31 protein-coding genes, 1 pseudogene and 1 riboswitch are annotated in these 26354 nt (G+C 55.4%); of the genes and pseudogenes, 23 read left to right on the top strand and 9 right to left on the bottom strand.

Features of this window, described 5'->3' with window-relative positions; translation table 11 throughout:
- Positions 1 to 28: 28 nt before the first annotated feature.
- Entirely contained in the window at positions 29 to 463 is a 435-nt protein-coding gene (locus QSJ10_RS10320) for an MltG/YceG/YrrL family protein (RefSeq protein WP_033014624.1), read from the bottom strand.
- Positions 460 to 801, bottom strand: a complete 342-nt coding sequence (locus tag QSJ10_RS10315; RefSeq protein ID WP_033014623.1) for a hypothetical protein — start codon at positions 799 to 801, stop codon at positions 460 to 462. Before QSJ10_RS10315 ends, QSJ10_RS10320 begins: the two co-directional genes overlap by 4 nt.
- Before the next feature lie 166 nt (positions 802 to 967).
- On the opposite strand from QSJ10_RS10315, the gene rpmG reads away from it, so the two are divergent.
- The 5 genes from rpmG (at position 968) to QSJ10_RS10290 (ending at position 4142) form a co-directional block, all read left to right on the top strand.
- Complete coding sequence (gene rpmG, locus QSJ10_RS10310) at positions 968 to 1117, top strand: 50S ribosomal protein L33 (RefSeq protein ID WP_011231931.1); 150 nt, start codon at positions 968 to 970, stop codon at positions 1115 to 1117.
- A 58-nt stretch (positions 1118 to 1175) separates the two neighbouring features.
- Positions 1176 to 1745 carry a 5-formyltetrahydrofolate cyclo-ligase gene (locus QSJ10_RS10305; RefSeq protein ID WP_033014621.1) on the top strand — a complete coding sequence of 190 codons (570 nt, stop codon included), beginning with the start codon at positions 1176 to 1178 and terminating at the stop codon, positions 1743 to 1745.
- Entirely contained in the window at positions 1735 to 2511 is a 777-nt protein-coding gene (locus QSJ10_RS10300; protein WP_033014619.1) for a DUF92 domain-containing protein, read from the top strand. Before QSJ10_RS10305 ends, QSJ10_RS10300 begins: the two co-directional genes overlap by 11 nt.
- A 76-nt stretch (positions 2512 to 2587) precedes the next feature.
- Positions 2588 to 2764: a protein YqgO gene (yqgO, locus tag QSJ10_RS10295; protein WP_162839640.1), complete on the top strand. Its 177-nt coding sequence runs from the start codon at positions 2588 to 2590 to the stop codon at positions 2762 to 2764.
- A 205-nt stretch (positions 2765 to 2969) separates the two neighbouring features.
- On the top strand, positions 2970 to 4142 hold the full coding sequence (locus QSJ10_RS10290) for a rhomboid family intramembrane serine protease (RefSeq protein WP_053532199.1): 1173 nt from the start codon (positions 2970 to 2972) through the stop codon (positions 4140 to 4142).
- On the opposite strand, the gene QSJ10_RS10285 is transcribed toward QSJ10_RS10290, so the two are convergent.
- Positions 4139 to 5008 (bottom strand): hypothetical protein, encoded by an 870-nt coding sequence (locus QSJ10_RS10285; RefSeq protein ID WP_033014617.1) that lies wholly within the window; start codon positions 5006 to 5008, stop codon positions 4139 to 4141. The genes QSJ10_RS10290 and QSJ10_RS10285 overlap by 4 nt on opposite strands.
- 125 nt (positions 5009 to 5133) lie before the next feature.
- On the opposite strand from QSJ10_RS10285, the gene QSJ10_RS10280 reads away from it, so the two are divergent.
- From QSJ10_RS10280 to QSJ10_RS10265, 4 genes are all read left to right on the top strand, one after another.
- Positions 5134 to 6597, top strand: coding sequence for a spore germination protein (locus QSJ10_RS10280; RefSeq protein ID WP_049625175.1), 1464 nt, complete (start codon positions 5134 to 5136; stop codon positions 6595 to 6597).
- Between the two features lie 95 nt (positions 6598 to 6692).
- Entirely contained in the window at positions 6693 to 6905 is a 213-nt protein-coding gene (locus QSJ10_RS10275) for a YqgQ family protein (protein WP_033014816.1), read from the top strand.
- Positions 6906 to 6915: 10 nt separating this feature from the next.
- Positions 6916 to 7869 carry an ROK family glucokinase gene (locus QSJ10_RS10270; RefSeq protein WP_033014814.1) on the top strand — a complete coding sequence of 318 codons (954 nt, stop codon included), beginning with the start codon at positions 6916 to 6918 and terminating at the stop codon, positions 7867 to 7869.
- A 101-nt stretch (positions 7870 to 7970) separates the two neighbouring features.
- Positions 7971 to 9134, top strand: coding sequence for a M14 family metallopeptidase (locus QSJ10_RS10265; RefSeq protein ID WP_053532198.1), 1164 nt, complete (start codon positions 7971 to 7973; stop codon positions 9132 to 9134).
- A gap of 101 nt (positions 9135 to 9235) precedes the next feature.
- Here the strand turns inward: QSJ10_RS10265 and QSJ10_RS10260 are convergent, their stop codons facing one another.
- Positions 9236 to 9412: a DUF2759 domain-containing protein gene (locus QSJ10_RS10260; RefSeq protein WP_033010201.1), complete on the bottom strand. Its 177-nt coding sequence runs from the start codon at positions 9410 to 9412 to the stop codon at positions 9236 to 9238.
- Between the two features lie 178 nt (positions 9413 to 9590).
- On the opposite strand from QSJ10_RS10260, the gene QSJ10_RS10255 reads away from it, so the two are divergent.
- Both QSJ10_RS10255 and QSJ10_RS10250 read left to right on the top strand, forming a co-directional pair.
- Positions 9591 to 10223, top strand: a complete 633-nt coding sequence (locus tag QSJ10_RS10255) for an MBL fold metallo-hydrolase (RefSeq protein WP_049625174.1) — start codon at positions 9591 to 9593, stop codon at positions 10221 to 10223.
- Positions 10224 to 10702: 479 nt separating this feature from the next.
- Positions 10703 to 11828: pseudogene (locus tag QSJ10_RS10250) on the top strand (class I SAM-dependent methyltransferase).
- 34 nt (positions 11829 to 11862) lie between these two features.
- Here the strand turns inward: QSJ10_RS10250 and QSJ10_RS10245 are convergent.
- Positions 11863 to 12105 carry a DUF2626 domain-containing protein gene (locus tag QSJ10_RS10245; protein ID WP_033010198.1) on the bottom strand — a complete coding sequence of 81 codons (243 nt, stop codon included), beginning with the start codon at positions 12103 to 12105 and terminating at the stop codon, positions 11863 to 11865.
- A gap of 156 nt (positions 12106 to 12261) precedes the next feature.
- Complete coding sequence (locus QSJ10_RS10240; protein WP_011231918.1) at positions 12262 to 12960, bottom strand: helix-turn-helix transcriptional regulator; 699 nt, start codon at positions 12958 to 12960, stop codon at positions 12262 to 12264.
- 192 nt (positions 12961 to 13152) lie between these two features.
- Between QSJ10_RS10240 and comGA the strand changes: the two genes are divergently transcribed.
- The 8 genes from comGA to QSJ10_RS10200 all read left to right on the top strand — a co-directional run bounded on the left by comGA (position 13153) and on the right by QSJ10_RS10200 (position 17569).
- Positions 13153 to 14226, top strand: coding sequence for a competence type IV pilus ATPase ComGA (gene comGA, locus QSJ10_RS10235; RefSeq protein ID WP_011231917.1), 1074 nt, complete (start codon positions 13153 to 13155; stop codon positions 14224 to 14226).
- Positions 14223 to 15251, top strand: coding sequence for a competence type IV pilus assembly protein ComGB (comGB, locus tag QSJ10_RS10230; protein WP_033016395.1), 1029 nt, complete (start codon positions 14223 to 14225; stop codon positions 15249 to 15251). The genes comGA and comGB overlap by 4 nt, the downstream gene beginning before the upstream one ends.
- Positions 15252 to 15292: 41 nt before the next feature.
- Positions 15293 to 15589, top strand: a complete 297-nt coding sequence (comGC, locus tag QSJ10_RS10225; RefSeq protein ID WP_080706542.1) for a competence type IV pilus major pilin ComGC — start codon at positions 15293 to 15295, stop codon at positions 15587 to 15589.
- Positions 15573 to 16016: a competence type IV pilus minor pilin ComGD gene (gene comGD / locus QSJ10_RS10220; protein WP_227412606.1), complete on the top strand. Its 444-nt coding sequence runs from the start codon at positions 15573 to 15575 to the stop codon at positions 16014 to 16016. The genes comGC and comGD overlap by 17 nt, the downstream gene beginning before the upstream one ends.
- A complete protein-coding gene (locus tag QSJ10_RS10215; RefSeq protein ID WP_033016399.1) occupies positions 16000 to 16326 on the top strand; it encodes a hypothetical protein in 327 nt (108 codons plus the stop codon). Before comGD ends, QSJ10_RS10215 begins: the two co-directional genes overlap by 17 nt.
- A gap of 23 nt (positions 16327 to 16349) precedes the next feature.
- Positions 16350 to 16751 (top strand): competence type IV pilus minor pilin ComGF, encoded by a 402-nt coding sequence (gene comGF, locus QSJ10_RS10210; protein WP_230581369.1) that lies wholly within the window; start codon positions 16350 to 16352, stop codon positions 16749 to 16751.
- A 108-nt stretch (positions 16752 to 16859) separates the two neighbouring features.
- Positions 16860 to 17249, top strand: a complete 390-nt coding sequence (comGG, locus tag QSJ10_RS10205) for a competence type IV pilus minor pilin ComGG (RefSeq protein ID WP_033016402.1) — start codon at positions 16860 to 16862, stop codon at positions 17247 to 17249.
- A gap of 140 nt (positions 17250 to 17389) precedes the next feature.
- Complete coding sequence (locus QSJ10_RS10200; protein WP_033016405.1) at positions 17390 to 17569, top strand: YqzE family protein; 180 nt, start codon at positions 17390 to 17392, stop codon at positions 17567 to 17569.
- A 96-nt stretch (positions 17570 to 17665) separates the two neighbouring features.
- Here the strand turns inward: QSJ10_RS10200 and QSJ10_RS10195 are convergent, their stop codons facing one another.
- Complete coding sequence (locus tag QSJ10_RS10195; protein WP_033016406.1) at positions 17666 to 18460, bottom strand: YqhG family protein; 795 nt, start codon at positions 18458 to 18460, stop codon at positions 17666 to 17668.
- On the bottom strand, positions 18447 to 20111 hold the full coding sequence (locus tag QSJ10_RS10190) for a DEAD/DEAH box helicase (protein ID WP_053532197.1): 1665 nt from the start codon (positions 20109 to 20111) through the stop codon (positions 18447 to 18449). Before QSJ10_RS10190 ends, QSJ10_RS10195 begins: the two co-directional genes overlap by 14 nt.
- Positions 20112 to 20329: 218 nt before the next feature.
- Positions 20330 to 20418: riboswitch (glycine riboswitch) on the top strand.
- A 188-nt stretch (positions 20419 to 20606) separates the two neighbouring features.
- Between QSJ10_RS10190 and gcvT the strand changes: the two genes are divergently transcribed.
- The 4 genes from gcvT to QSJ10_RS10170 all read left to right on the top strand — a co-directional run bounded on the left by gcvT (position 20607) and on the right by QSJ10_RS10170 (position 25900).
- Entirely contained in the window at positions 20607 to 21704 is a 1098-nt protein-coding gene (gene gcvT, locus QSJ10_RS10185) for a glycine cleavage system aminomethyltransferase GcvT (RefSeq protein ID WP_033016486.1), read from the top strand.
- A gap of 17 nt (positions 21705 to 21721) precedes the next feature.
- Positions 21722 to 23068, top strand: coding sequence for an aminomethyl-transferring glycine dehydrogenase subunit GcvPA (gcvPA, locus tag QSJ10_RS10180; protein WP_049625172.1), 1347 nt, complete (start codon positions 21722 to 21724; stop codon positions 23066 to 23068).
- Positions 23061 to 24527, top strand: coding sequence for an aminomethyl-transferring glycine dehydrogenase subunit GcvPB (gcvPB, locus tag QSJ10_RS10175; RefSeq protein WP_053532196.1), 1467 nt, complete (start codon positions 23061 to 23063; stop codon positions 24525 to 24527). Before gcvPA ends, gcvPB begins: the two co-directional genes overlap by 8 nt.
- A gap of 182 nt (positions 24528 to 24709) precedes the next feature.
- Entirely contained in the window at positions 24710 to 25900 is a 1191-nt protein-coding gene (locus QSJ10_RS10170) for an ROK family transcriptional regulator (RefSeq protein WP_064213575.1), read from the top strand.
- A 58-nt stretch (positions 25901 to 25958) separates the two neighbouring features.
- Here the strand turns inward: QSJ10_RS10170 and QSJ10_RS10165 are convergent, their stop codons facing one another.
- Positions 25959 to 26333, bottom strand: a complete 375-nt coding sequence (locus QSJ10_RS10165) for a rhodanese-like domain-containing protein (protein ID WP_033016410.1) — start codon at positions 26331 to 26333, stop codon at positions 25959 to 25961.
- Positions 26334 to 26354 lie beyond the last annotated feature (21 nt).

Genomic DNA, 26354 nt, shown 5'->3' with positions numbered 1-26354 from the left:
CTTTTCATCATTTGCCTCCTTCTTTCCGTTATGGTTTAGCAATCAAGCGGCTGATCGCCGCATAATCCATATCGCTTCGCACGTTATAGGCGCCGGGGCGGATCGAGCGCGTCAGCCCGTGCTGTTGCAAATACTCGCGAAACGTGCGAGCGCTTTGAATAATGCCGGCATCCTCAAGCTCTTTGGCGAACGTTTCCGGAGTGTCGCCTTTTTGGATGACAAGGCGGTATATGTATACTGTTTTCGCCGGTTGCGCAGCCGGCTGTTCAGCCGACGTTTGCCGGCCGCGGCGAAGTTGATCGTATTCGCTTTTCGCAATGGCAACAAGCCCGCGTTGTTCGAGAAACGCTTGCACTTCCGCTTCCGTCGGCGCATCGGGGGCGGAATGATAATACGAGACGCCGATGAATGACGTGGCAACAAGCAGGCCGAGAGCAAAGGCGCGCATCGTCCGTTTCTTCATCGCAGCAATCTCCTCACGATCCGCTCGACCTCGGCAACCGTCAAACCGGTCTCTTGCGCAATCTCTTCGAGCGGAAATCCTTGTTTATGCAAAAAGAAGATGCGCCGCTCGGTGTCGGAAAAAGGACCGCGGCGGGGCGGGCGCCGGCGCTCAGGGATGAGCAGTTCCTCCTCGATGACTTGCAGCCTTTTTTTCATTTGATACGTTTCTTGCGCCAACGAGACAGCCAGCTGGTCAATTTGTTCTTCAAGCGACTTCCATTCGTCTTTGGCGAAAAAGGAAAGGACAAGCAAAAGAATCGATAAGGCCGCCAAGGCGATGATCGTGTATTCTACCATCATGAATCCCTCCTCTTTTCACTATATCATATCGCATTCTATTTGTGGCCGGTCTTGTGGAAAAAGATAAAATGGAGGGAAATGAAATTTAGAGGTGGAAATCGTCGCAGAAAAATGCTATCATAGAAAGGTCTGATTATATAAAGCACGTTTGGAGGGAAAAAGGATGCGTGTGAACATTACACTGGCATGCACAGAATGCGGCGAACGCAACTATATTACGTCCAAAAATAAACGCAACAACCCGGAACGTCTTGAACTGAAAAAATATTGCCCGCGGGACCGCAAAGTTACGTTGCACCGCGAAACGAAGTAAGCAGTAGGAACGCCATTCCTGCTGCTTTTTTATCTTTCGGGCAGAAAGGGGAGCGACGATGGACCGCAAACGGGAACTGCGCCGTCATATGCTCAGCCGGCTTCGGCAGCTTCCGGCGCCTGAAAAACGAGTTTGCGACCGGCAAATTGCCGGTTATTTATATCAATGGACGCCGTGGAAACAAGCCCGGGCGATCGCCATCACGGTGGCGCGGGAGACGGAAGTGGATACGGCGCCGATCATTGAACAAGCTTGGAGGGAAGGAAAAAAAGTCGGCGTGCCAAAATGCGACCCAGCGGCGAAAATGATGACGTTTCGGCGGATCGTGTCGTTTGCCCAGCTTGAAGAGGCGTATGCCGGGCTGCTTGAGCCGATCGAGGAACAAACGATGGCGATGGATCGCGAGGAGTTTGATCTCATTATTGTTCCAGGAGTGTGTTTTGCCAAAAATGGCTTTCGGATCGGCTACGGCGGCGGGTATTATGACCGGTACTTGCCGGGGGCGGCGGCAGTGACGGCGGCGCTTGCCTATTCGTTTCAAGTGGTGGACGACATCCCAGCAGAAGAACATGACGTGCCGGTAGAGTTCATTATTACCGATAAAGGGGTCATTCGCTGTGAGCGGTGAATGGGCGTATATTGCTGCATCCGCCATCGCAGCCGGCAGCGGGTGGCTGCTGCGCTTGCTGTCCGCCTCGGGAGCGGCGGCGACCGTTGTTGTCGGCGCCTTGGTTGGGTATGGTTTTTCATGGAGCGGGCTATGGTTGCTAGGATTATTTTTTGCCAGCTCCAGCTTTTTCAGCCATATCGGGAGACGGAAAAAGGAGAAACTCGCCGAAAAGGTGGCAAAAGGGGGGCGGCGTGATGCGGTCCAAGTGCTGGCCAACGGTGGAGTGCCGGCTGCGCTCGGACTGCTGGCGGCACTGCTCCCTGACCCGGTTTGGAACGAGCTGTTCGTCGTCGCGGTCGCGGCGGCGAACGCCGATACATGGGCGTCGGAAATCGGTGCCTTGAGCCGGCGTCCGCCGCGGACATGGCCGAGTTTTCAGCCGGTCGAGGCCGGCACTTCCGGAGCGGTGACGCTCCTTGGCACGGCCGCTTCCCTTGCTGGGGCGCTGTTCATCGCCGCCAGCGGCGCGTTGCTCCTTCCCGCTGCACCGTGGCTCCCCCTTGCACTGTTCGGCTGGTTTGGCAGCTGGCTGGATACATGGCTTGGCGCCGCCTGGCAGACCGTTTACCGCTGTCCGGTATGCGGGATCGCCACCGAGCGAAAACAGCATTGCGGGCGGATGACCGTTCAGGTGAAAGGATGGCGCTGGCTTGACAACGATGCCGTCAACGTCTTGTCGGCTGCCGGTGCGGTGCTTGCCGCCGCCCTTGTGCTGGGGCGTTAGGCCGTCTGCTTCATAATTAAGGGGAAAAAGGGAAAAAGAATAACGAGCATGTCATATTGATGAAGGGGGAACACCAATGAACAAATGGTCGTACTCGCTGTTGGCGGTCGCAGCCGGATGGCTCACCTATCGCTATCGTTACCGAATGGCTGACTGGGCGTTGCGCATTCCGCCGCTGCGAAAGCAGCTTGTTCGCTTTGCGCTCAACATTCCGGCGGTGCGCAACGCGGTTGTGTCGCAAATGTTGCGCTAGAGAGGCGGTGGCCGGCTGGCCGTTTTATGATGCCGCGAACGGGAAGCTGGCCACCCTTATCGTCGATTTCAAAGCGGGCGGGGGGGAAAAAGCGCGCCTGGGGCGGGAACGGCACAGCCTCCCTCTGGCTTGCGCTGGATCATCCAGACAGCCGGAGCTTTGCTGTCCGCTGGGTTCGGCCTGCTGGAGAAAAGGAGAGAAGAACATGGTTGGAACGATGGATGTATTGTTTTGGCAGCTTGTTCATCTTTTGCTTCGCGGCGGTTACCGCATCGCGCGGATGGCCGAACGCGGGGATGAAGTATGGCTCGAATCGGCCCGCTGGCGGCGGCCGACACTCATCCGCCTCGTCCGCGCCGATTTCGACTGGAGTCGGTCGTTGCGTCTTGATATGGAATATACGTGGCAATTCATTCGGCGGATGGACGGACGGGCAACCGGCAGAGGAGGCCGGGTTGTCAACGTATACATCATGGCGTATCCGCCGGTTGATGACTGGGAGTTTCTCATTGACGAACCGCTGCTGCTTTTAGGGACGGGCGATGGCGCGTTTCATACGCTTCTCATTCATAGCGGCAACATCAATGACATGCTGCCGCGGCTCGAGGAGATGACCGGGGCGACGCTCCGCCCGGCTCCATCTTCGGAAGAGGAAGACCCGTTCGCCGCCGCCGAGCGTTTCAAACATCAAGTGCTGACGGAATGGCGCCGCCAACGGGAGGAAGAGCGGCGCATTTTTGAATACGGCAGGCCGGTGTTCACTCGGCTGCTGATGATCGTGCAAGTCGCTATGTTTTTTGTTCTCGAGTGGAGCGGCGGCAGCACGGACCCCAACGTCTTGATCCGGTATGGCGCCAAATTCAATCCGCTCATTGAGGCGGGGGAATGGTGGCGATTTTTGACGCCGATGTTTTTGCATATCGGGTTTTTGCATTTGTTGACGAACACGTTTGCGCTGTATTATTTAGGGACGACGACAGAGCGGTTGTACGGTTCGCTTCGCTTTTTGATCATTTATGCAACGGCTGGTTTTTTCGGAACGCTGTCGAGCTTTTTGTTCACTCCATCGATTTCGGCCGGGGCGTCCGGCGCCATTTTCGGATTGTTTGGGGCACTTCTTTATTTTGGGACGGTTTACCGGCATCTATTTTTTCGGACGATGGGCATGAACGTAATCAGCTTAATCGTCGTCAACCTGCTGTTTGGCCTGCTTGTTCCCGGCATTGACAACGCCGGCCATATCGGCGGGCTTGTCGGCGGCTTTCTGGCAGCGGGTGCTGTCCATTTGCCGAAGCAGACCGCTTCGGGGCGGCAGGCCGGCGCATTGGCCGCCGCGTTGTTATTGGCAGCGTCCGGCTTATGGCTTGGTTTCCGCTAAGGAACTTGGATGAGCATGACTTTGTCTCCATTTTTCGCTTCAAGCAAAACAAGGATTTGACCGTAATCTTTCCGGATCAAAATAAGCGGCACCGTGCTGCCGATCGGCGAGAGGATGGAGCCATCCTCTTTTTTTATGCCGAGAACGTACGACTTATAGATCCCCTCCCATAGGCGGCCGATGATCGTCTGTGTTTTTGTCATCGACAAGCCGGGCAGCGGTTGTTCCGTATAAGCGACAAGCTCCGGCAAATAAAGGGCGTAGTAGTCTTCTTTCGATAGCGAAAAATGGGAAAGCAGCTCGTCCGCCTTATGGCGGAGAAATTCGTTCGTTGCCTTGTTCAAGACGCGCTGCCATTCGCGCTCGGCGTCCGTTTTCGGCCGGCGGAATGATGCGAGCGGATGGTATGGCGAGTCGATGACATACAAATACGCGCTTGACATCGTTTGGCTGCTTGTGATCGTTTCGCCCTTGTGCAGTTCACCATGATGGAACGAAATGGCTTGGAAAAAACGGCTGTCATGCATAATTGCTGTTTTTTCCATAGCGATCGTTCCGGTGTTCGTCTCCCATCGGGACAATACATCAACCAATCGGCCGTCAGCAAACAGCAATGAAACGTCTTGCCGCAAATAGGCGCGGCGATTCAGCGTGGAGATAGTGGACCAACGCAGCGAATAGCGCCCGCGCTCTTTGTTTGTTGCAAGCGCAAGAGTGGTTTTCGCTTCGGTGAACACCGCCTCGCGGTCAAGCGGGAAAAATTTAATCGTTTCCTCGGTGCGCTGACGCTCCCACCACGAAAACAGCGCAGCTATAGCGGCGAGAAAAAACGCTGCTCCTACGGCGGCCAACAACCATCGTCTCATGGCATCCTCCCTGAGCGGACAAGTTTCCACCAATATATGCATAGAAAGGGACATTTATGTATGAATTTCCTGCTGGTTGTCTATGATGGGGAGTATACAGTAACACGAGATGCAGGGGGATGGCGATGGACAAACGTGTGCCGAAACGGCCAGCTTCATGCCGTCTCCAAGACAATGCGGCTTACTTAGCCGAGCGGCTTGGGGTCGGCAAAAGCTTTGATGTCATCCGCCTCGACGTCGAGTATGGCGGCCGGGCGATGGCATTGTTTATGATTGACGGGTTTGTGAAAGACGATATTTTGCATTATTTAATGAGAAATTTGTCCCATCTAGACGAGAGCGAACTGGACGCTGATCCGCTCGAAAAACTGTTAAAAAGGCATCTTCCTTATGTAGAAATCGGGCAAACGAACGATCTCGAGGAGGCGGTCGCCGCCGTGCTTTCCGGACCGACGGCACTCGTCGTTGATGGCGTGGATCGCATCCTTTTAATTGACGCCCGCACCTATCCAGTGCGCGGCCCGCAGGAGCCGGACACTGAGCGGGTAGTGCGCGGGGCGCGCGACGGGTTTGTGGAAACGATCATCTTTAATACGGCTCTCATCCGCCGCCGCGTCCGCGACCCGTCGCTGCGGATGGAGTATGTACAGGTGGCGCGCCGCTCGAAAACGGACATTTGCATTTGCTATATTGAAGAAATTGCCGACCCGGAACTTGTCCGCCGCGTCCGGCAGTCGATTTCCGCCATCGATACGGACGGGCTCGTGATGGCGGAAAAGACGGTTGAAGAGTTTATTTCCGGGCGGCATTGGAACCCGTACCCGGTCATTCGTTATACGGAGCGTCCTGATACGGCGGCCGCCCATTTGTACGAAGGGCATGTGCTCGTCATCGTTGACGGGTCGCCAAGCGTCATTATCACCCCGGCAACGTTTTGGCATCATTTGCAGCATGCCGAAGAATACAGGAACAAGCCGATCGTCGGGGCGTATTTGCGGCTCGTTCGCTTTTTGGCTGTCTGGGCGTCGGTGTTTTTGTTGCCGCTTTGGTATTTATTGATGACGGAGCCGAAACTGCTGCCGGGGCCGCTGCAGTTTTTAGGAAAGGCGAAATTAGGCGATATTCCGCTTTTTGCTCAAATTTTGATGATCGAAATCGGCATGGATATGCTGCGAATGGCCGCCATTCATACGCCGTCCTCGCTGGCGACAGCGCTCGGTTTGGTGGCGGCGCTTATGATCGGCGGCATTGCCGTGGAGGTCGGCCTCTTTTCCAACGAAGTGATTTTATATTTCTCGGTTGCCGCCATCGGCACGTTTGCGACGCCAAGCTATGAGATGAGCTTGGCGAACCGGCTCGTCCGCATTGCTTTGCTCATTTTGTCGGGCCTGTTCGGCCTGTACGGCTATGTGCTCGGCCTTACCGTTTGGATCATCTCCTTGGCCCGGATGTCGTCGTTTGGCATCCCGTATTTATGGCCGTTTATTCCGTTTTCTTATCGGGCGATGCGCGATGTGCTCATCCGCTCGCCGATGCCGCTGAAAAACCGGCGACCGGCGATTCTTCACCCGCGCGACCCTGACCGCTGACGCAGGTGCTGATTTTTAGCGCCTGCGTTTTTTGTCTTGACGGCTGCGGATATTTGCCGATACACTAAAAAGGGAGAAAAGGAGAATCGATGACGATGAAGACAGTATACGATGTGCAACAGCTGCTCAAACAGTTTGGCACGATCATTTATGTCGGCGACCGGATCGCCGATTTGGAGCTGATGGAGGAGGAAGTGAAAGAGCTGTACGAGTCTCAGCTTATCGATGTCAAACAATTGCAGGCTGCGTTATTTGTTTTGCGGCAGGAAGCGCAAATCGAGCGGGAAAAACGAATGAGAAAAGGATGAGGGAATGGCGATGGAACAATGGTTGGTAGGCATCGATCTTGGCGGCACGACGACGAAGATGGCGTTTATTACAGAAGACGGAATTATTGTACACAAATGGGAAATTCCAACAGACACGTCCAACCGCGGCGAACGGATCGTCGCCCATATCGCCCGGTCGTTGGATGAAACGCTCGCCCGGCTTGGCGGAACGAAAGAACAGCTGCTCGCCATCGGAATCGGCGCCCCCGGGCCGGTTCAGGAAGAAACAGGAATGCTGTATGAAGCGGTCAATCTAGGATGGAAACACTACCCCTTAAAACGACAGCTCGAAGAAGAGACAGGGCTGCCGGTGGCCGTCGACAATGACGCGAATATCGCCGCCCTCGGCGAAATGTGGAAAGGGGCCGGGGGAGGGGCGCGCCATTTGCTGTTTGTGACGCTCGGCACCGGCGTTGGCGGCGGCGTAATCGCCAACGGGGCCATCGTGCGCGGGACGAACGGCGCCGGTGGAGAAATCGGCCATATGACGATGGTTGCAGACGGCGGCGCGCCGTGCAACTGCGGCAAAACGGGCTGTTTGGAAACGATTGCGTCGGCGACCGGCATTGTGCGGATTGCCGGCGAAAAGCTGGCTGCCAGCGAGCGTCCGAGCGCGCTCCGCGGCGGCGATGTCACCGCCAAAGCTGTGTTTGACGCCGCCAAAACGGGGGATGCGCTCGCGCTTGAGGTTGTTGAGGAGGTGACGCGCTATCTCGGTTTGGCGTTGGCGAATGCGGCTAATGTGACCAATCCGGAGAAAATTGTGATCGGCGGCGGTGTCTCGAAGGCGGGGGCACTGCTCGTTGAGCATGTCGCCGCCCATTTCCGCCGCTATGCTTTTCCGCGTGTCGCCGCCGGAGCGGAGATCGTGCTGGCAACGCTCGGCAATGACGCCGGAGTCATCGGCGGCGCCTGGTTGGCGAAATCGCTCATCGGCGCCTAAACCGCAACGGCTTGCTCCCTTGCTGGAGCAAGCCGTTGTTTTCATTTTTTGGCGCCTGCCGCATATGTTGAAGGTAGAAGAAAGGGAAGGGGAGATGGCGCATGCGCGTCCAAGCATGGCCTGGCGATACGCTTGAAAAATACGGGCAATGGTTTTCAGTGCCGACGGAGTTGATTGTAGACGCCAATCCACATGTCGACAAAGGAAGGCTGCGTCCCGGACAGACAGTCGCTATTCCGGGATATGGCGTCATCGAGTCATGGGAAACACTCTCCCGCAGTCTATCGCTGCCGATCGAGGCGTTGCGGCGGATGCCGGGGGCGATGGCGGTCATTGACGGAACAGCGCCGCTGCCTATGCGGATCGCCGCTCCTGTCGTTCGCAGCGTCCGGCCGTACGATTTTGCCGCTTTGACGGAGGATATTGACGTGATCGTCCGCCATTACCCGTTTGTGCGCCAGCGGACGATCGGATACAGCGTGCTCGGTTTGCCGCTTGTTGAGCTGCAAATCGGCCGCGGCCCGGTGCGCGTCCATATGAACGGATCGTTCCATGCCAACGAATGGATTACAACGGCAGTATTAATGGCGCTCATCGACGACTATGTGCGGGCGCTTGTCAATGACGACATGTTGGCCGGCCGCCGGGTTCTCGAGTATTACCATAAAACGACTCTTTCCGTCGTGCCGATGGTCAATCCCGATGGCGTCAATCTTGTGTTGAACGGTCCTCCCGAGAAGGAGCCGCACCGGAGTGAAGCCATCCGCATTAACGGTGGGGCCGCTGATTTTTCCCAGTGGAAAGCGAACATTCGTGGCATCGACTTAAACAACCAGTTTCCGGCCCGCTGGGAAATTGAACAGGCACGCAAACCGCCAAAGGGACCGGCGCCGCGTGATTTTCCCGGCTTCGCCCCGCTCACCGAGCCGGAGGCGAAAGCGATGGCAGCGCTGGCTGAAGAAGGGGATTTTGCAATGGTTGTTGCGTTTCATACACAAGGAAAGGAGATTTATTGGGGGTACGAAGGATTGGAGCCGCCAGAAGCGGAGGCGGCCGTCAAGGCGATGGCCGAAGCGAGCGGATACCAAGCGATTCGCTATATTGACAGCCACGCCGGCTACCGCGACTGGTTCATTCAGACATGGCGGCGCAGAGGCTATACGGTCGAACTCGGAGAAGGGGTCAACCCGCTACCGCTCTCGCAATTTGCGCAAATATACCGCGACAGCCTCGGTTTGTTTTTGGCTGCGCTCGAAATGGCTTGAAGGCGGCGTTTGCGGAGAAATGCCGCATGGGCTGCCAATTGCATCGCAATGCTCTGAAAGGTGTGAAAAAACGCAAGAGGCTCCGTCCGCCTCTTGCGTTTTCAGTGTGTGCCTGTCGGAATGCCGTGGTGCAAAATCGTCATCACTGTAAACCAGCCGAAAACCGCCGCTGTGCCAAGCCCAAATAAAAATCCGAGCACATTTTTCTCGCGCAGCGTGCGGAGCATGCCGTAAAGGGCGAGCAACGTCACGAGCGCAAAAATAATGACTGTACCCATCCGTTTTACCCCCTTGTGAAACAGTATGTACAAGCGAGCTCATTCTTTTTCATTGTAATCTTTTTTTTTTCTTTTGTCGAGGTCTGTTCCGCATTTGCATGTTTCTCTTTCATCGGCGGGAGAAAAACGGTAAAATAAGGATAACGCTGACCATGCCAACGATAAGGAGGAGACGGTGATGGAATGGACGCGCATTCCTGTCGGCCCGATTCAGGCGAACGCCTACTTGTTGTCGGCCGCGGACGGTGCATGTGTCATCATTGACCCTGGAGCGGAAGGAGCAACGATCGTGCGCCGAATTGAAGAAAAGAAATTGACCCCGCTGGCGATTTTGCTGACGCATGCCCATTTTGACCATATCGGCGGCATTTCTGATGTGCTCGCCCGCTGGGATATTCCCGTGTATGTGCATGAAAACGAAAAATCATGGCTGCAAGATCCGGCGCTCAACGGTTCACTTTATTTCGGCGGTCCGGTCGTTGTCCGTTGCGAGCCGACATGCCTTACAGGGCGGACGACGTTGACGATCGGTCCGTTTGTGTTTGACGTGCGGGAAACGCCTGGCCATTCGCCGGGCAGCGTCTCGTATTACTGTGAAGCCGCGCAGCTCGTATTTTCAGGCGATGCGCTGTTTGCCGGCAGCATCGGGCGCACCGATTTGCCGGGCGGCAACCACCAGCAGCTGTTGGCAAGCATTCACCGCAAGCTGTTGACGCTGCCTGAAGAGACGTTGGTTTTGTCCGGGCATGGACCGGAGACGACGATCGGCATGGAAATGGACACCAATCCATTTTTGCACGGGTTTTCTTGATTTCCCGACAGCCGCCGCACGGCAGGGCTTCCGGAGAGGGCATGGAAACAGGCAGACAGGCGTCTGCCTGTGAAGCCTGCAAAATAAAAAAACCCCTCTCAGCCGCGCCAAGAAGGGTTTTTGGGGGATGTTCTATCCATAATAATGGGAGGGGATATAGTTAAGCTACTACTGTAACCATATACCATTATTTTCACTATGTCAATAGTAAAAATAAAAAATTTAACTTCCCTCCGAAAGAAGTCTCCTACTTCTAAACGTGAAGGTGCGCCAGCACCAGTGAAAGTGGGAGATGAATTTCGGTTGGTGTTAGCCAACGAATATGATAGAATATGGCTAGAACGGACACCTTCGGAACGAAGGGAAGCGTAAAGGGTTCTTGTGTGTGGCTTACCGTTCAGCGAACACACACAAGTCGCTTGAAGCCCCCACCTCTAAGCGAAGCGTAGGTGGTGGGTAGTTCACGGAAGGAAACCATCATGGGACAACTGTACGAACAAATTGCCGCGGCGCCGGGAGGCGGGTGTCATACGCCGATTATATGAACATGGCGCTTTATGACGCACAGGCGGGCTATTATATGCGCGAGCGGACGAAAATCGGCAGGAAGGGAGATTTCATTACGAACAGCTCGTTCGCTGCCGTATTCGGAAAAGCGCTTGCTTCGTTTTTCATTCGGATTGTCGAGCGGGGCGGCCTGCCGCCGGCGATTTGCGAGTGGGGGGCGGGGATGGACGTTTGGCGCTGGCGATATTGGAAGAATGGGAGAAAAAAAGCCCTGATACATACCGTGAGTTGTCGTATACGATCATCGATCAAAGCCTGTTCCACCGTCAAAGGCAGCGGGAAACGCTTCGCGCGGCTGCCGATAAAGTGGAGCAATATGACAACGTCTCTCGCTGGCTCGCCGAGCGTGGGCCGTTTTCTGGGATCGTATTCAGCAATGAATTTTTTGACGCACTCCCGGTTCATGTGATTGCAAAGGAACAAGGGATTCTTTATGAATGTTTCGTCGCCGCCCGTGACGGTCGGCTCGTCGAGGAAAAGGAGCCGCTTTGCAATTTGGATATTGCCCGCTACTTGGCTGAGCGCGGCCTCTCGCTTGCCGAAGGGCAGCGCTTGGAAGTGCCGCTCGCGGCAAGATCATTTTGGCTTGACATCGGGCCGCAGTTTCGCCAGGCGGTGATGGTGACGATTGATTATGGTTATACGGACGAACAGCTGCGGGCGCCGGCGCGGCGGCACGGCAGCTTGCGGGGTTATTTCCGCCATCGGCTCGTCCCCGACCCGCTTCACCGTCCTGGGGAGATGGATTTGACGGCCCATGTACAATGGGATGCCATCCGCTTGTACGCCCGGCAGACCGGGTGGGAGGAGGTGGCGTTTCTCCGCCAAGATCGGTTTTTGCTTGCTGCCGGTCTCTTGGACGAATGGGCAGTTTCCAAAAGCGCGGAGTTGTTTGCCCCGCCGAGCCGGGAAGACCGGATGCTTCGCGCGTTGGTCGCCGATGACGGCATCAGCCGTTTTTTCGATGTGCTCATCGGACAAAAAGGCGTGAAGCTTCCCATCCCGGACATTTGGGCGGCGCCGGAATTTTTGCCATAAAGACAAACAGGCAGAGAACGGGCTCTGCCTGTTTTCATTCGCCCATGCCGGGCACCATCATGAACGTCGTCCAGTATGTAAAAGCGGCAAAGAAAATCGTCAAATACGCCCCGAAAATGTAAATGTACATTCGCTCGGTCAGTTTCAAAAAGCCGACGAAAAGGAAAAACACGGTTTGGCCAAAGAAGATGAGCGATGTCGTATGCATATGGCCAAGATAAAACATGACGGCAAAAATGCCAGTCCAAAAAGCCAAGACGCGGAACATGCGATCCATTATGTATCCCTCCTTTTTGAGCAATCCATTGGTCTTTACTTATTATAATGTACAATGATTGGGAATGTAAATAACGCTTTCGGACAAGTGGTAAGAAATGATGCCAATGCCGGCCGTTGCTTGCTTCAGACAAAAAAGAAGGAAGGAGGGACGCTGTCACGGACGGATGATGGTGCGGTAGGCGCAGCGGTGGCTGCCTTCCATCATATTTTCCGTTTCCGTTACTTCAGCACCGGCAAACAGCGTCTCGACCATTCCCTCCAAAAAAGCGTGATGCATGCCGCAGACGGTATCAGGTGCTTGCGCGGCGATTTCTTTGAACGGGCAGTTGAAAATATCGAGGTATAGCACTCCTTTTTCTTCATCATAGTGCAATTGCGGCAAAAATCCAGCCGCTTCGGCCGCCTCTTCCATTATGGCGATTTTGTCCGCCATGGTGAGCGCGCTCGCTGTGCCGTTATGCGGCAAACGGCTGGCGATGAGCTCACGGCCGAACCGCTTTCCTGTTTCACGCAACGCCTCGCTTCCAATGGGACCGAGTTTGGCCATCGTTTGAATGGCGATGCGGGCGAGGAGTTGATAATCGCGGAACGGAAAATACAGCCCGATCACTTCGTCGGACAGGCGGTACAGCCGGCTCGGCCGCCCGCCTTTTCCCGTTTTTTGCGTATCCGATACGACCATGCGAACGTCTTCAAGCTTCGTTAAATGCAAGCGGGCAACGTTTGGATGGATATGAAATTTTTCTGCGATTTCTTGAACAGAAACTTCGCGATGCACTTTTGCCATATATTCATAAATATGAAATCTTGTCGGGTCAGACAATACGCTTGTGATTTTCAGCGTTTGTTCCATTGGTTTCCCTCCTAAATGAATCATTGATATGGTTATTATAATGAAATCGTCCAAAGCGAGGAATGATTTTTGTCACTATTGGCAGTGAGTGGACTGACATTCAAAAAAATTTCACAAAAAAGCTGCGCCAAAAGCAGGATAACGACTCATGCTCGTCGAAATACAAAGCAGTCTGTCGAAAGGAGGGAATATGTGCTGAACGAGATCGAACAAACGGCAAACCGCCTTCTCGCCGAAGCGGTGCAGCGCCGCGCCTCGGATCTTCACCTCGTTCCGCGCCGCCGCGATGCCGCTGTTCGTCTTCGGCTTGATGGCATGCTTGTCGACGTTGGCGTGCTTTCGAAGGAAACGGCGGAACGTCTCATCGCCCACTTTAAATTTTTAGCCGGCATGGACATCGGGGAACGACGCCGTCCGCAAAGCGGCGCCATGGAAGTGGCTGAGTTTGGGGAAACGGTGTATTTGCGTTTATCGACATTGCCGACGCTCTACGATGAAAGCCTCGTCATTCGGCTTCTGCCGCAGCGCTTCTCTCTGCCGCTTCGCGAACTATCTTTATTCTTCCGCTCCACCGCACGATTATTTTCCTTCATGCAGCATCCGCAAGGGCTTGTGCTGTTGACCGGCCCGACGGGGTCGGGAAAAACGACGACCCTCTACACCCTTCTTGATCTTTGCCAAGCTGAAAGGCAACGCAACATCATCACGCTTGAAGATCCGATCGAAAAACAGAACGAACGATTGTTGCAAGTGCAAATCAATGAAAAAGCAGGCATCACATACGCCGCCGGGTTAAAAGCGGCGCTGCGCCATGACCCGGATGTGTTGATGGTCGGCGAGATCCGCGATCATGATACGGCGGCCATTGCCATCCGTTCAGCGTTGAGCGGCCATTTGGTCGTCTCGACGATGCACGCCGCCGATGCAGTCGGCGCCGTCTACCGGCTGCATGAATTCGGCATTCCGCTCGGCGATTTGGCCGAGACGCTGCTTGCCGTCTCTGCCCAGCGGCTTGTCGAGCTTTGCTGCCCGCTGTGCGGCGACGATTGCCATCCATCGTGCGGCCGTCTTGGACGACGCCGGCGCACGGCTGTTTATGAGTTGCTTTGCGGTTCAGCGCTGGAGGACGTGATTCGTTCCCTCTCCAATGGGAGAGGGAAGCCAAAGCGCTCTTATATGACGCTGGCGCGCTTGATCCGCAAGGGGATTGCGCTCGGCTACCTGCCCGTTCGCATGCTTGAGCTCGTCGGAGGGGGAGAAAGATGAAACGCAAAATGTGGCCGCTCGCTGAACAGGCGTTGTTTTTCACTCGGCTCGGCCGGTTGCTCGAGCGCGGTTACCCCCTTGGGCAAGCGCTTGAGTTTTTGGCCATTCAGGCTCCCACACACCGCCGGATGGAAGTGGAACGCTGTTTGCAGCAGCTGCGCGCCGGGCTGCCGCTGTTTGCGGCTGTCGAAGCGCTGTCGGTCGACCGCATGGCGGTTAACCTTCTCTTTTTTGCCGAACGGCATGGCGATTTACCGCGCGGCATGGCAGAGACAGGGGAAGCGCTGGCGCAAAAAGCGCGCTTCTACGAGCAGCTTCACCGCTTCAGCCGCTATCCGCTGTTCCTTCTTTCTTTGCTCATCATCATGCTCGTCTTGATGGAATGGTGGCTGCTGCCGCAGTTTGAACGGGCGGCGGCGGCGTTTTCTCCACAACGCGGGCACACCGCTTGGCTGCTTGCGGTGGTCGCCCATGCCCCTATGGCGATGGCGGCCATCGCCGTCTTGGCGGTGTTCTCTGGGCTGTTTTACACCGCTTATTTCCGCCGCTGGCCGGTCTCCCGAAAACTTCAATTCGCCTTGCGAATTCCAGGGCTTGCTTCGTTTCTGAGACTGTTCCTCACCTGCCTGACTGCCCGACAGCTCGGGCGCTTGCTGCAGGCCGGGTTGTCGGTTTATGATGCGCTCGGCGTGTTCAGCGAGCCGTCGTCCTGGCCATTTTTGCAAATGGAAGGCCGGCGCCTTCGCCATGGGTTGATGAAAGGGATGGCGCTTGACAGATTAATCGGCGCCGCCCGCTATTACGAACAAGAGCTGGCGCTTGTCATCCGCCACGGCCAGTCGAACGGCGAGCTTGGCAAAGAACTTGAACATTACAGCGAGTTTTTGCTGCAGATGATCGAAAAACGGGCCGAGGCTGCGCTGAAGCTCGTGCAGCCGCTTTTGCTGTCGGTTGTCGGGGCGCTGATTGTCGGCATGTATTTGGCCATTTTGCTGCCAATGTTTTCGATGTTGAACAGCTTGTAAAACAAGCGATAACTACATTTGTCGAGCGAGGAGGAATAGTTGTGAACCAAAAAGGGTTTACGCTCATTGAAATGTTGATCGTCCTGATGGTCATTTCCGTGCTGCTGCTCATTGCGATTCCGAACATTGCGAAACATAACAGCATGATTAACGAAAAAGGGTGCGAAGCGTTTCTGAACACCGTGCAGGCGCAAGTGAAGGCATACGAGATGGAACATAACAAAATTCCGACGGTGCAGGAATTGCTCGCTGGCCGCTATATCAAGTCGGACAAATGTCCGAACGGTCATGCCATCCAAATCAGCGCGAACGGCGATGTGAGTGAAAGTGGCTCGTAACGGCGGGTTTACGCTGCTTGAAATGCTGGTCGTTTTATCGGTCGTCCTTTTGCTGTCGGTGTTGGCTGTTCCGGCGTTCGGTGGGGCGGTGCGCCAGCAGGAGGAAGCGCATATGCTGGCCGTGCTGCGCGTCGACTTGTACAGCGCGCAGCAGCACGCCATCGCCCATCGGAGGAAGGTGTCCGTCTTTTTCAGCAATGGACGCGGTGAGTATAGGGCGGTCGAAGGAGGAAGCGGCCGGACAGTCGTTGTCCGCTCGCTTCCTGCGCCTTGGCGGTTTCAGCTCGGCACGCTCCGTAATCCGCTCATCTTTACCGATAATGGCAATATCGAGCAAGCGGGAACTGTTTGGGTGAAAAGCGGCCGGGGCAGCTACAAGGTGACGTTTTTGCTCGGGAAGGGGCGGTTTTATGTGCAAAAAATGTAGCCGCGGATTTTTGCTCATGGAAGCGTTGTTCGCGTTGGCGCTGTTATGGACGGCGGCCGCCGTTTTTCTGCCTATGTTGATGCAAATGGAGCTTGAACGGAACAACCTCGCTCTTGAAGAACAAGCGCAGCGGCTGCTGGCCATTGCGCTGTATGAGGAGCCGCTTGTTGGTGAAACGAAGGCATCGATTGGGCGGACGGTGTTTCGGCTTCGGGCGTATGAGGAAGGAGGGCGGATGTGGAAAGTCTGTGTGCGTTGGAACGATTATGCCGGCCGCGAAAAAGAACGGTGCGGGTACAGCAAGCGATAGGAAGTAAGGAAGGCGGGTTTGCATTGCTTGAGGCATTGATGGCCTTGGCTGTTGCTTTAGCGGTGGCCGCGGTCATCCCGGCGCTGCTTGCTGTCCGCCCGCTCGCCGCAGAGCCGAGCGACGGATTTGCGCGCTTGGAATGGAGGCTGTTTTTGCAGCAGCTGCAAATCGAGTTGAATGAAGCGAAAAAATGGTCGACGGATGGCCGTGTGCTGTACTTACACAAATGGAATGGCGAGACGGTCAGTTTCTCGTTGGTTGCACCAAAAGCGGAACTGATTCGTCAAGTGAATGGAGCAGGCTACGAGACGGCGCTCCGCCATGTGCGGGCGGTGTCCTATCGCATCGGCGCCCATGGCTTGTTTTTGCAAGTGACAGCCGATGACGGCAAGGTGTGCGACGCGTTTGTGGCGCGGATGTTTTAGGCAAGGCGGCGCTAAGCCTGGAACGAAGCGAGCGCATCATTGAGGCTTTATGGCCTCATGCTTTGCGCGGTGTCGGCAAGGAGGAAAAGACGTAAGGGGGGAGGACAAATGGGCCGCCAAGATGGGGTGATTTTCCCGCTTGTCGCGGTCGTCGCGTTGCTGCTAGCGTTTTTTATGACGAATGCCGCACTTTTATACGAGGCGGAGCAGAAGGCGGCGCACGCCGTCCGGCAGGCGGCTGAGGCGGACGAGCTCGTGCAAATGGCGGTGTTTGATGTAAAGGAACAAATTGCAGCAACGGCTGCTGTGACAACGAAACAGGAAGGAAAGTGGACGTATCCGCGCGGGGAGGCGGTCTGCCGGTGGCAAAAGGAAACGGAGGCGAGCGTCCGGGTTTTCTTGACGGTTCGCTCGGCGGCCGGACTGCAGCGGACGGTCGCCTTCACCGTTGCCCTTCCATCGCTCGATATTACGGAATGGACGGAGCAAAACGGGTGAACTGCTCCGCCGGCCGAAATTCATCTCCCGCCTACTCATCGGGCTGTGCCATTTACGTTTCTTGAGGAGGGGACTTCTTTCGGAAAACGGTTAAAAAAGGAAAGATGAGGAAAAACTAAAAGAAAAAAGGGGGGGCTTCGATGGCAGTCAACGACTATGTCAAATTTGTCACCCAGCGGTTCGTCACGTATATGGATATGCCAAAAGAGGAGCGGGCGCGGCGGCGGAGCGCGCGCAAACAAGAGCGGCCGCCGCTCTCTTACCGCTTGTTCGGCATCGTGCCGCTTTCGCTCCGTTTGTTGTTTCGGCGCCGCCTGTAATGGGCGCCCGCTGGCTTGCAGCCGGCGGGCGTTTTTGATGGGGAGGGATGGCGGAATCCGCGCCGGGCTCAGGCTGCAGGCTTTTCGCACGGCAGCTCACGATGTGCGAGGCAGCAAGTAAAACAGCCCGCCGTTAATGACGGAAACGGTGATGCGCGGCTTGTACTGTTTTTCAAGCGCTTCTTTCTCGATATAATAACACTCCGGCTTTTCTTCCGTCTCTTTGTAAAACTCATCAAGCAAAGCTAAATCGTCGGCCCAGCGCCGGCGCGCTTCCTCGGCCCATGCATGATCGTCGGCGGCAATGCGGCCGCGGATATATTGCTCGAGGCGGGCGATGCCGCTTGGCGGCTTAATGAGCGGCGAAATTGTAAAACAATAGTCCGGGATTTTCGGCGTCAGCCGGCGCGCGCGGAGCCGCTCGTGGAACGATTCGATGATCGTGCCGCTGATGAGATGAAGGCCGAGAGAGACGATGGCATCTTTTTTTCGGTCGCATTCGTAGGAAATGACAACGTTCATCCCAAGCCATGGATGAAGGGCGGCATGGCTGGCGAGCGGGGCGTCCGGCTCTTCGTACAAACGAATGAAGCTGCCGCGTTTTTGCGCCGAGCGGAACAGCTGATGCAGCCGCGGCGCCCCGAAATGAAGCCGGTCGCCTTTCAGCTTTTCCGTCCGTTCGCTCGGGCGGGTAATCAGCGTGAGCTGCATCGGCTGCGGGACGCCGCCCGTCCGTTCGATGTAATGCCAGTAAAACGGCCGGTTCATCAGCTCTTTATCCATTTCTGGCGTCAGCTGGACCGTCATATAGTCGTCATTCGCTTCCAACAACGTGCACCCGTTGGCGGCAAAATAACGCTCCACAAAACGACGGATTTCATGTTGCTGCATGCCGTTTGCCTCCTTCCTTTCCGAGCTGCTCCGCCAGCTCGATCATCGCGACGATGTTTTCCATTTTGATTTTCATCTCCCCTTCGCTCCGTGAATGAACGAAGGCGTCTTCGAAGTAGCGTTCCAAGTTGGCGAGGTTCATTTTCGCCAAAATGTCGTCCATCTCGCCGACTACCCGCTCGAACAAGCGGATTTTCTCATAGAGAAGCGTTAAAATATGCTCTTCGACTGTCTGTTTGACGGCGAAGTTGTAAATGTAAACGTCATCTGTCTGCCCGAGGCGATGGACGCGGCCGATCCGCTGCTCAAGGCGCATCGGGTTCCACGGCAAGTCGTAGTTGATGACATAGCGGCAAAATTGCAAGTTGATGCCCTCGCCGCCCGCTTCGGTGGCGATGAACACTTGGGCGTGGTGTTTAAACAGTTCCTGCATCCAGTCTTTTTTGCCGCGCCGGAAGCCGCCGCGAAACGGGACGGATGAAATGCCGTGCTGTTTTAAAAACCATTGCAAATACAGCTGTGTCGCCCGGTATTCCGTAAAAATAATCACCTTATCGTTAATGGAGCGGATCAGTTCAAGCGCTTTTTCCGCCTTTGAATTCGTCGTGACGGCGTTGATTTTTTCCAGCACCTGCTCAAGCGCTTCAGGAATGGCTCCTTCGCATTTCTCCATCATATTTTTTATGGTTAAAAACAGCGCTTCACGGCTGCTGCACGCCTCGCGAAGCAGCGTAATGAGCGAAAACGAACCGGCGAACGGCTCATGGCGGAGCGCCCTCACTGCTTCGTACAGTTCGCGCTCTTCATCCGTAAACTCGATCAACACCGGCTCGACATGGCGCTTCGACCATTCGATCGGTGTATCGGCGCGGCGGTTGCGGATCATTACTTTGTTGACGAGCGCTTTTAAATGCTCGTTCGCCTGCACCGCCCTTGTTTTGCCGTATGTTTTGGCAAACTGCTCGGCGTTGCCTAAATGGCCCGGCTTCAAAAGTGAGACGAGGTTGAAGATTTCCTCAATCCGGTTTTGAATCGGCGTCGCCGTCAGCAACAAACAAAACTTCTTTTTTAAATTTTGCACAAACTCGTAGTTTTTCGTTTTGTTGTTTTTCAGTTTGTGCGCCTCGTCGATGATGATCATATCGTATGGCTGTTCGTAAATGATGGAGCGGTGCGGCTCCTTTTTCGCTGTATCGATCGAAGAAACCACAATGTCGCACTGTTCCCAGATGTAGCTCTTTTTTTGCTGGACGGCCGGGATGAAAAACTTTTCGTTCAATTCTTTCACCCATTGTGAAACAAGGGAGGCGGGAACGAGAATGAGCGCTTTTTTCACAAGGCCGCGAATCATATACTCTTTTAGGACGAGCCCGGCTTCAATCGTTTTGCCAAGTCCGACTTCATCGGCCAAAATCGCTTTGCCGTTCATCTCTTCAACGACGCGGCGCGCCACTTCGAGCTGGTGCGGGAGGATCGTCAAATGCGGCAAGTGCTTAGGCGCCTGCAGGCCGTCAAATTCCGGCACGCTTAAATGATGGGCTGCCTCTAACGCCAGCTCATACATTTCCCAGCTTGCCCACGGCCCGTCTTTTTCAATGCGCTCAAGAAATTCCTTTTTCCACGTCTCGTCCATTTCGATCGCAATGTTCATGTCCATCCCCTTCCCTTGTAACGAATGTTTATTCCGTAAAAACCCTCTTTGTTAGACAAAACAAGAACATTTTGATGACTAATTTCTATAAAAGTTCGATCATTTCCTATTGCCCTTTTTGAGTGGTTAATGGTAGTATAAATTTAGAACATTCGCATGAATGGCGGTCAAGGGCGTTTCTTAGTATGCCCGCTTTGGAAAATTTTATTGATCGGCGGATGACGGCAAGGGGAGAGACTACGGAATGTAGCGCCGAAGGAGCAAGCGGAAACGCGAATCTCTCAGGCAAAAAGACTCTTGCTTGACGCAGCTCTGGAGAGCGCCTGCCTATCGGCGGGCCACCCAAGGGGAAACCGTCGGGACCTCGCTGCCGCCAAGGCGCAGGCAAGCGGCCGACGGGAAACTTTCAGGTGCCAGGACAGAGCCTCTCTTTTTCGCAAAGGGGGGAGTCTGTCCTTTTTTGCGTCATGCATTTCGATGAGGGAGGGAATCGCCTTGTTAAAGCGCACGCCGCTATTTCCGGTATACGCCCGTTACAACGCCAAAACAGTCGAATTTGGCGGCTGGGAAATGCCGGTGCAGTTTGCAAGCATCAAGGAAGAGCATGAAGCGGTAAGGACGCGCGCCGGACTGTTTGACGTCTCCCACATGGGGGAAATTGCGGTCCGCGGCCGCGGAAGCCTTGCCTTTTTGCAAAAACTGATGACGAACGATGTCGCCAAGCTTCGTCCAGGGCGGGCGCAATACACGCTCATGTGCAACGAAGATGGCGGCACGGTCGATGATTTGCTTATTTATCAAAAAGGAGAGAGCGACTATTTGCTTGTCGTCAACGCCGCCAATACGGAAAAAGATTTTGCCTGGCTGAATGAGCACATCGATGCGGATGTCGAGCTTGACAACGTTTCAGCGCAAACGGCGCAGCTTGCTCTGCAAGGACCAGCGGCCGAACGCGTGCTGCAAAAATTAACCAATCTGGATTTGCCGGCGATGCGTCCGTTTTCGTTCCAAGACAATGTGGAAGTGGCCGGCGTAAAGGCGCTCGTCTCGCGCACCGGCTATACGGGCGAAGACGGGTTCGAGATCTATTGCCAGGCAGAGGATGCCATCACGTTATGGGAGGCCATTTTAACAGCCGGGGCCGAAGACGGCGTCCTCCCATGCGGACTGGGAGCGCGCGATACGCTCCGGTTTGAGGCGTGTCTGCCGCTTTACGGCCAAGAATTGTCCGAAACGATCTCCCCGCTTGAAGCCGGGCTCGGGTTTGCCGTCAAAACGGAAAAAGAATCGCCGTTTATCGGCCAGGCCGCGTTAAAGCGGCAAAAAGAAGCCGGACCGCCGCGGCGGCTTGTCGGCATCGAGATGATGGACCGCGGCATTCCGCGCCATGGCTACCGGGTATTTGCCGGGAGCGCTGAAGTCGGATTCATTACGACCGGCACGCAGTCGCCGACGCTGAAGAAAAACATCGGGTTGGCGCTCGTGACAGCGGATGTTGCCGCAGCCGGTCAGGTCGTGGAGGTGGACATTCGCGGCAAGCGCTTGAAGGCGAAGATTGTACCGATCCCGTTTTACAAGCGGACGAAGTCATAAGCAAGGAGGAAAATACGGTGCTCCATCGTTATTTGCCGATGACGGAAGAAGACAAGCAGGAAATGTTGCGAACGATCGGCGTTGCATCCATTGATGAGCTGTTCGCCGACATTCCAGAACAAGTGCGTTTTCGCGGCGAGTTGAACGTGAAACCGGCGAAGTCGGAGCCGGAGCTATGGAAAGAGTTAAGCGCGTTAGCGGACAAAAACGCCAACGCCAAGCAATATGTTTCCTTTTTAGGAGCGGGCGTGTATGACCACTATATTCCGGCCGTGGTCGACCACGTCCTGTCGCGCTCCGAATTTTATACGGCGTATACGCCGTACCAGCCGGAGATTTCCCAAGGCGAACTGCAAGCCATTTTTGAGTTCCAAACGATGGTATGCGAGCTGACAGGCATGGATGTCGCCAATTCGTCGATGTACGACGGCGGCACGGCGCTCGCGGAAGCGGTGCTGCTTGCTGCCGCTCATACGAAGCGGACGAAAGTGCTTATTTCCGCGGCCGTTCACCCGCAATACCGCGATGTCGTGCGCACGTATGCGAAAGGGCAGAGATTAGAGGTAAAAGAAATTGCGTACGACGGCGGTGTTACCGATCTTCAAGCGCTTGAAGCGGAAATAGGGGATGACGTGGCGTGTGTGGTCGTCCAATACCCGAACTTCTTCGGGCAAATCGAGCCGCTCAAGGCGATGGAGCCACTCGTCCATGAAAAGAAAAGCCTGTTCATTGTCGCGAGCAATCCGCTTGCCCTTGGCATTTTGACCCCGCCCGGCGCATTGGGGGCGGACATCGTCGTCGGCGATATGCAGCCGTTTGGCATCCCGATGCAGTTCGGCGGCCCACATTGCGGGTATTTCGCTGTCAAAGCGCCGCTGATGCGGAAAATTCCAGGCCGGCTCGTCGGGCAAACGAAAGATGAAGACGGGCGCCGCGGGTTTGTGTTGACGCTGCAGGCGCGCGAGCAGCATATCCGCCGCGATAAAGCGACATCCAATATTTGCTCGAACCAGGCGCTGAATGCCCTCGCCGCCTCGGTGGCGCTCTCGGCGCTCGGAAAACGGGGCGTAAAAGAGATGGCGACGATGAACATGCAAAAGGCGCATTATGCGAAACAGGCATTCGAACAGCACGGGGTTGTGTCGCCGTTTGCCGGTCCATTTTTCAATGAATTCGTCATCCGGCTCAACCGTCCGGTTTCTGAGGTGAACGCCCGCCTGCTCGAAAAGGGGATCATCGGCGGCTGCGACCTTGGCGGTGATTATCCGGAACTTTCCAATCATATGCTTGTTGCTGTCACCGAACTGCGCACGAAAGAAGAAATCGATCGGTTCGTCAATGAATTGGGGGATTGCCATGCATAACGATCAACCGCTTATTTTCGAACGAAGCAAGCCGGGACGGCTCGCCTACAGCCTGCCGGCGCTCGATGTTCCGGCTGTCGATGTCAGCGAGCTTGTGCCGCCCGATTATTTGCGTTCTGAAGAACCGGAGCTGCCGGAAGTATCGGAGCTCGATTTGATGCGCCATTACACGGCGCTTTCCAAGCGAAACCACGGCGTTGATTCCGGGTTTTACCCGCTTGGATCGTGCACGATGAAATACAATCCGAAAATCAATGAAAACGTCGCCCGTCTCGCCGGGTTTGCCCACATCCACCCGCTGCAGCCGGAAGAAACGGTGCAAGGGGCGCTTGAGTTGATGTACGACTTGCAGGAGCATTTAAAAGAAATCACGGGCATGGATGCGGTCACCTTGCAGCCGGCCGCCGGCGCCCATGGCGAGTGGACCGGGCTCATGATGATCCGCGCTTACCATGAGGCCAACGGCGATTTCAACCGGACGAAGGTAATCGTCCCGGATTCGGCGCACGGTACGAATCCGGCGTCGGCAACCGTTGCGGGGTTTGAGACAGTGACGGTCAAATCGACTGCCGCCGGCCTTGTTGATTTGGAGGATTTGCGGCGCGTCGTCGGCCCTGACACAGCGGCGCTCATGCTCACGAACCCGAACACGCTCGGGCTGTTTGAAGAGCAAATCGTCGAAATGGCGGAAATCGTCCATGCAGCGGGCGGCAAGCTGTACTATGACGGCGCGAACTTAAACGCCATCCTCGGCAAGGCGCGCCCCGGCGATATGGGCTTTGACGTCGTCCATTTGAACTTGCATAAAACGTTCACCGGCCCGCACGGCGGCGGAGGGCCAGGATCGGGCCCGGTCGGGGTGAAAGCTGACCTTGTGCCGTTTTTGCCGAAACCGGTCATCGCCAAAGGGGAAAACGGCCGTTGCTACCTTGACTACGACCGTCCACAGTCAATCGGCCGCGTCAAGCCGTTTTACGGCAATTTCGGCATCAACGTCCGGGCGTACACGTACATCCGCTCGATGGGGCCGGACGGTTTGAAAGCGGTGAGCGAATACGCCGTTTTAAACGCCAACTATATGATGCGCCGTCTTGCCGAGTATTACGATTTGCCGTATGACCGCCATTGCAAGCATGAGTTTGTCTTATCCGGCAAGCGGCAAAAGAAACTTGGCGTCAGAACGCTTGACATCGCGAAACGGCTGCTTGATTTCGGCTTCCATCCGCCGACCACTTACTTCCCGCTCATCGTCGAAGAGTGCATGATGATTGAGCCGACCGAGACGGAGTCGAAAGAGACGCTCGATGCGTTCATCGATGCGATGATTCAAATTGCCAAGGAAGCGGAAGAAACTCCGGAAATCGTTCAAGAAGCGCCGCATACGACGGTCGTCAAGCGGCTTGATGAAACGACCGCAGCGCGCAAGCCGATTTTGCGCTATCAAAAGCCGACAAACTGATCCGTGATACCGACAAACGGCTCGCCCGACAGTGGGCGGGCCGTTTCGTTTGGGGACAGCTGCATTGCTATGGCGGCATTGACAGAAAAGTCGAGTTAGTTTATTATATAAACTAATAGCAATGGCTGATCCATCATTCGCGGTGCATACTAAAAGTCATGACGAAAAGGATGACCGAAAACGTGAGGACAGGGAACATCACTCTTGTCAAAAAAATAAATAAACAGCTCGTCCTGAAATTGATCCGCGACCAACACCCGATTTCACGCGCCGATATTGCGAAAACGACCGGACTGAATAAAGCGACGGTTTCAGCGCTCGTCGATGAGCTGATCGCCGAGCATTTTGTCCATGAAAGCGGCATCGGCGTCTCCACAGGCGGACGCCGGCCGCTCATGCTCCGCTTTAATGCCGACGCCGGTTCGCTTGTCGGCGTCGAGCTCGGCGTTAACTATTTGTACGCCGTGGTGACGAACTTAAATGCTGAAATCATATGGGAGCAGCGGCGTTCGTTCCGCCCGTCCGAAGGGCAGGAGGCGATTGTCGGCGAGATGGCCGAATTGGTTGAAGCCGCGGTCCGCCGGGCGCCGACGACGCCGTACGGCGTAATGGGAATCGGCATCGGGGTGCCGGGCGTTGTCCATACGGAAAGCGGGACGGTGATTTTTGCGCCGAACTTGCGTTGGGGCGATGTGGCGTTGGCATCGGCCTTGCAAAAGCGATGGCCGCAATATCCGGTCATCGTCGAAAACGAGGCGAAACTGGCGGCGCTTGGCGAAAAATGGTTCGGCGCCGGCAAGGAGTTTGCCCATTTTGTGTATATTAGCGCCGGCATCGGCATTGGCGCCGGCGTCGTCCTTCATCATCAGCTGTATCGCGGGGTGAACGGGCTAGCGGGCGAGATCGGCCATCATACGATCGATGTCAACGGCGTCCGCTGTACTTGCGGCAATACCGGCTGCTGGGAAATGTACGCTTCACAAAAATATATTGAACGCCGTTTGGCCGAAGAAGGCCGTTCGGAGTGGCTGGACGACCGCTTTTCCATCGCCGCGATGGCGCTGGCGGCGGAAAGCGATGAACCGTTGGCCGGCATTTTGGAGGAAACGGGGCGTTATCTCGGCATCGGACTGTTGCAGGTGATCTACGCGTACAATCCGGAGGCGATCATTATCGGCGGCCCGCTTGCTCAGGCCGGTGATTTCGTGCTTGATGCAGCGCGCAAAGAGGTGAGGGAGCGCATTCTCGTCAAAAAAGAAAGCGAGCCGTCTATCATCTCCTCCAAGCTGAAAGAGAAAAGCTGCGCCATCGGCGCGGCTGCTTCGGTGCTTGAGGCGGTCGTCCTGCCGCCGGAATTTGAGACGGCTCCTTGACGGCCGCAACAGCAAAGGCGCCTGCCTAGTCCGGCAGCGCGCCTCTTTTTGCCGATCGCTACGCTTTTTTCTTCACTTTCCCGGTCCACGTTTTAAATCCGCCTTTTAAATGGTACAAATCGCGATACCCTTTCCGGTAAAGCATTTGTGCGGCCCGCCCGCTGCGCAGCCCGTTTTGGCAATATAAATAAATCGGCTGGTCTTTGCGCAATTCTTTCATGCGCATGCGCAGTTGGGTCAGCGGGATGTTGCGCGCCCCTAAAATATGTCCAGCCGCAAACTCATCCGGTTCACGGACATCGATCAATTGCGCCTTCCGGTAGCCGGCGCGGAACTCTTCTTCTGTCAATGCTTTGACAATTCTCTTCTGCCAGAAGTACGTAATGACGGAATACACGATGACCGCCCCGAGAATAATGAGCAATGCTTCCACCCGTCATGCCTCCTTTCGCTT

Origin of the sequence: Geobacillus stearothermophilus ATCC 12980, from assembly GCF_030369615.1 — a bacterium.
GTDB classification, from domain to species: domain Bacteria; phylum Bacillota; class Bacilli; order Bacillales; family Anoxybacillaceae; genus Geobacillus; species Geobacillus stearothermophilus.
Note: the sequence above shows the minus strand (reverse complement) of the source record. Positions and strands in the feature narration are given on the sequence as shown.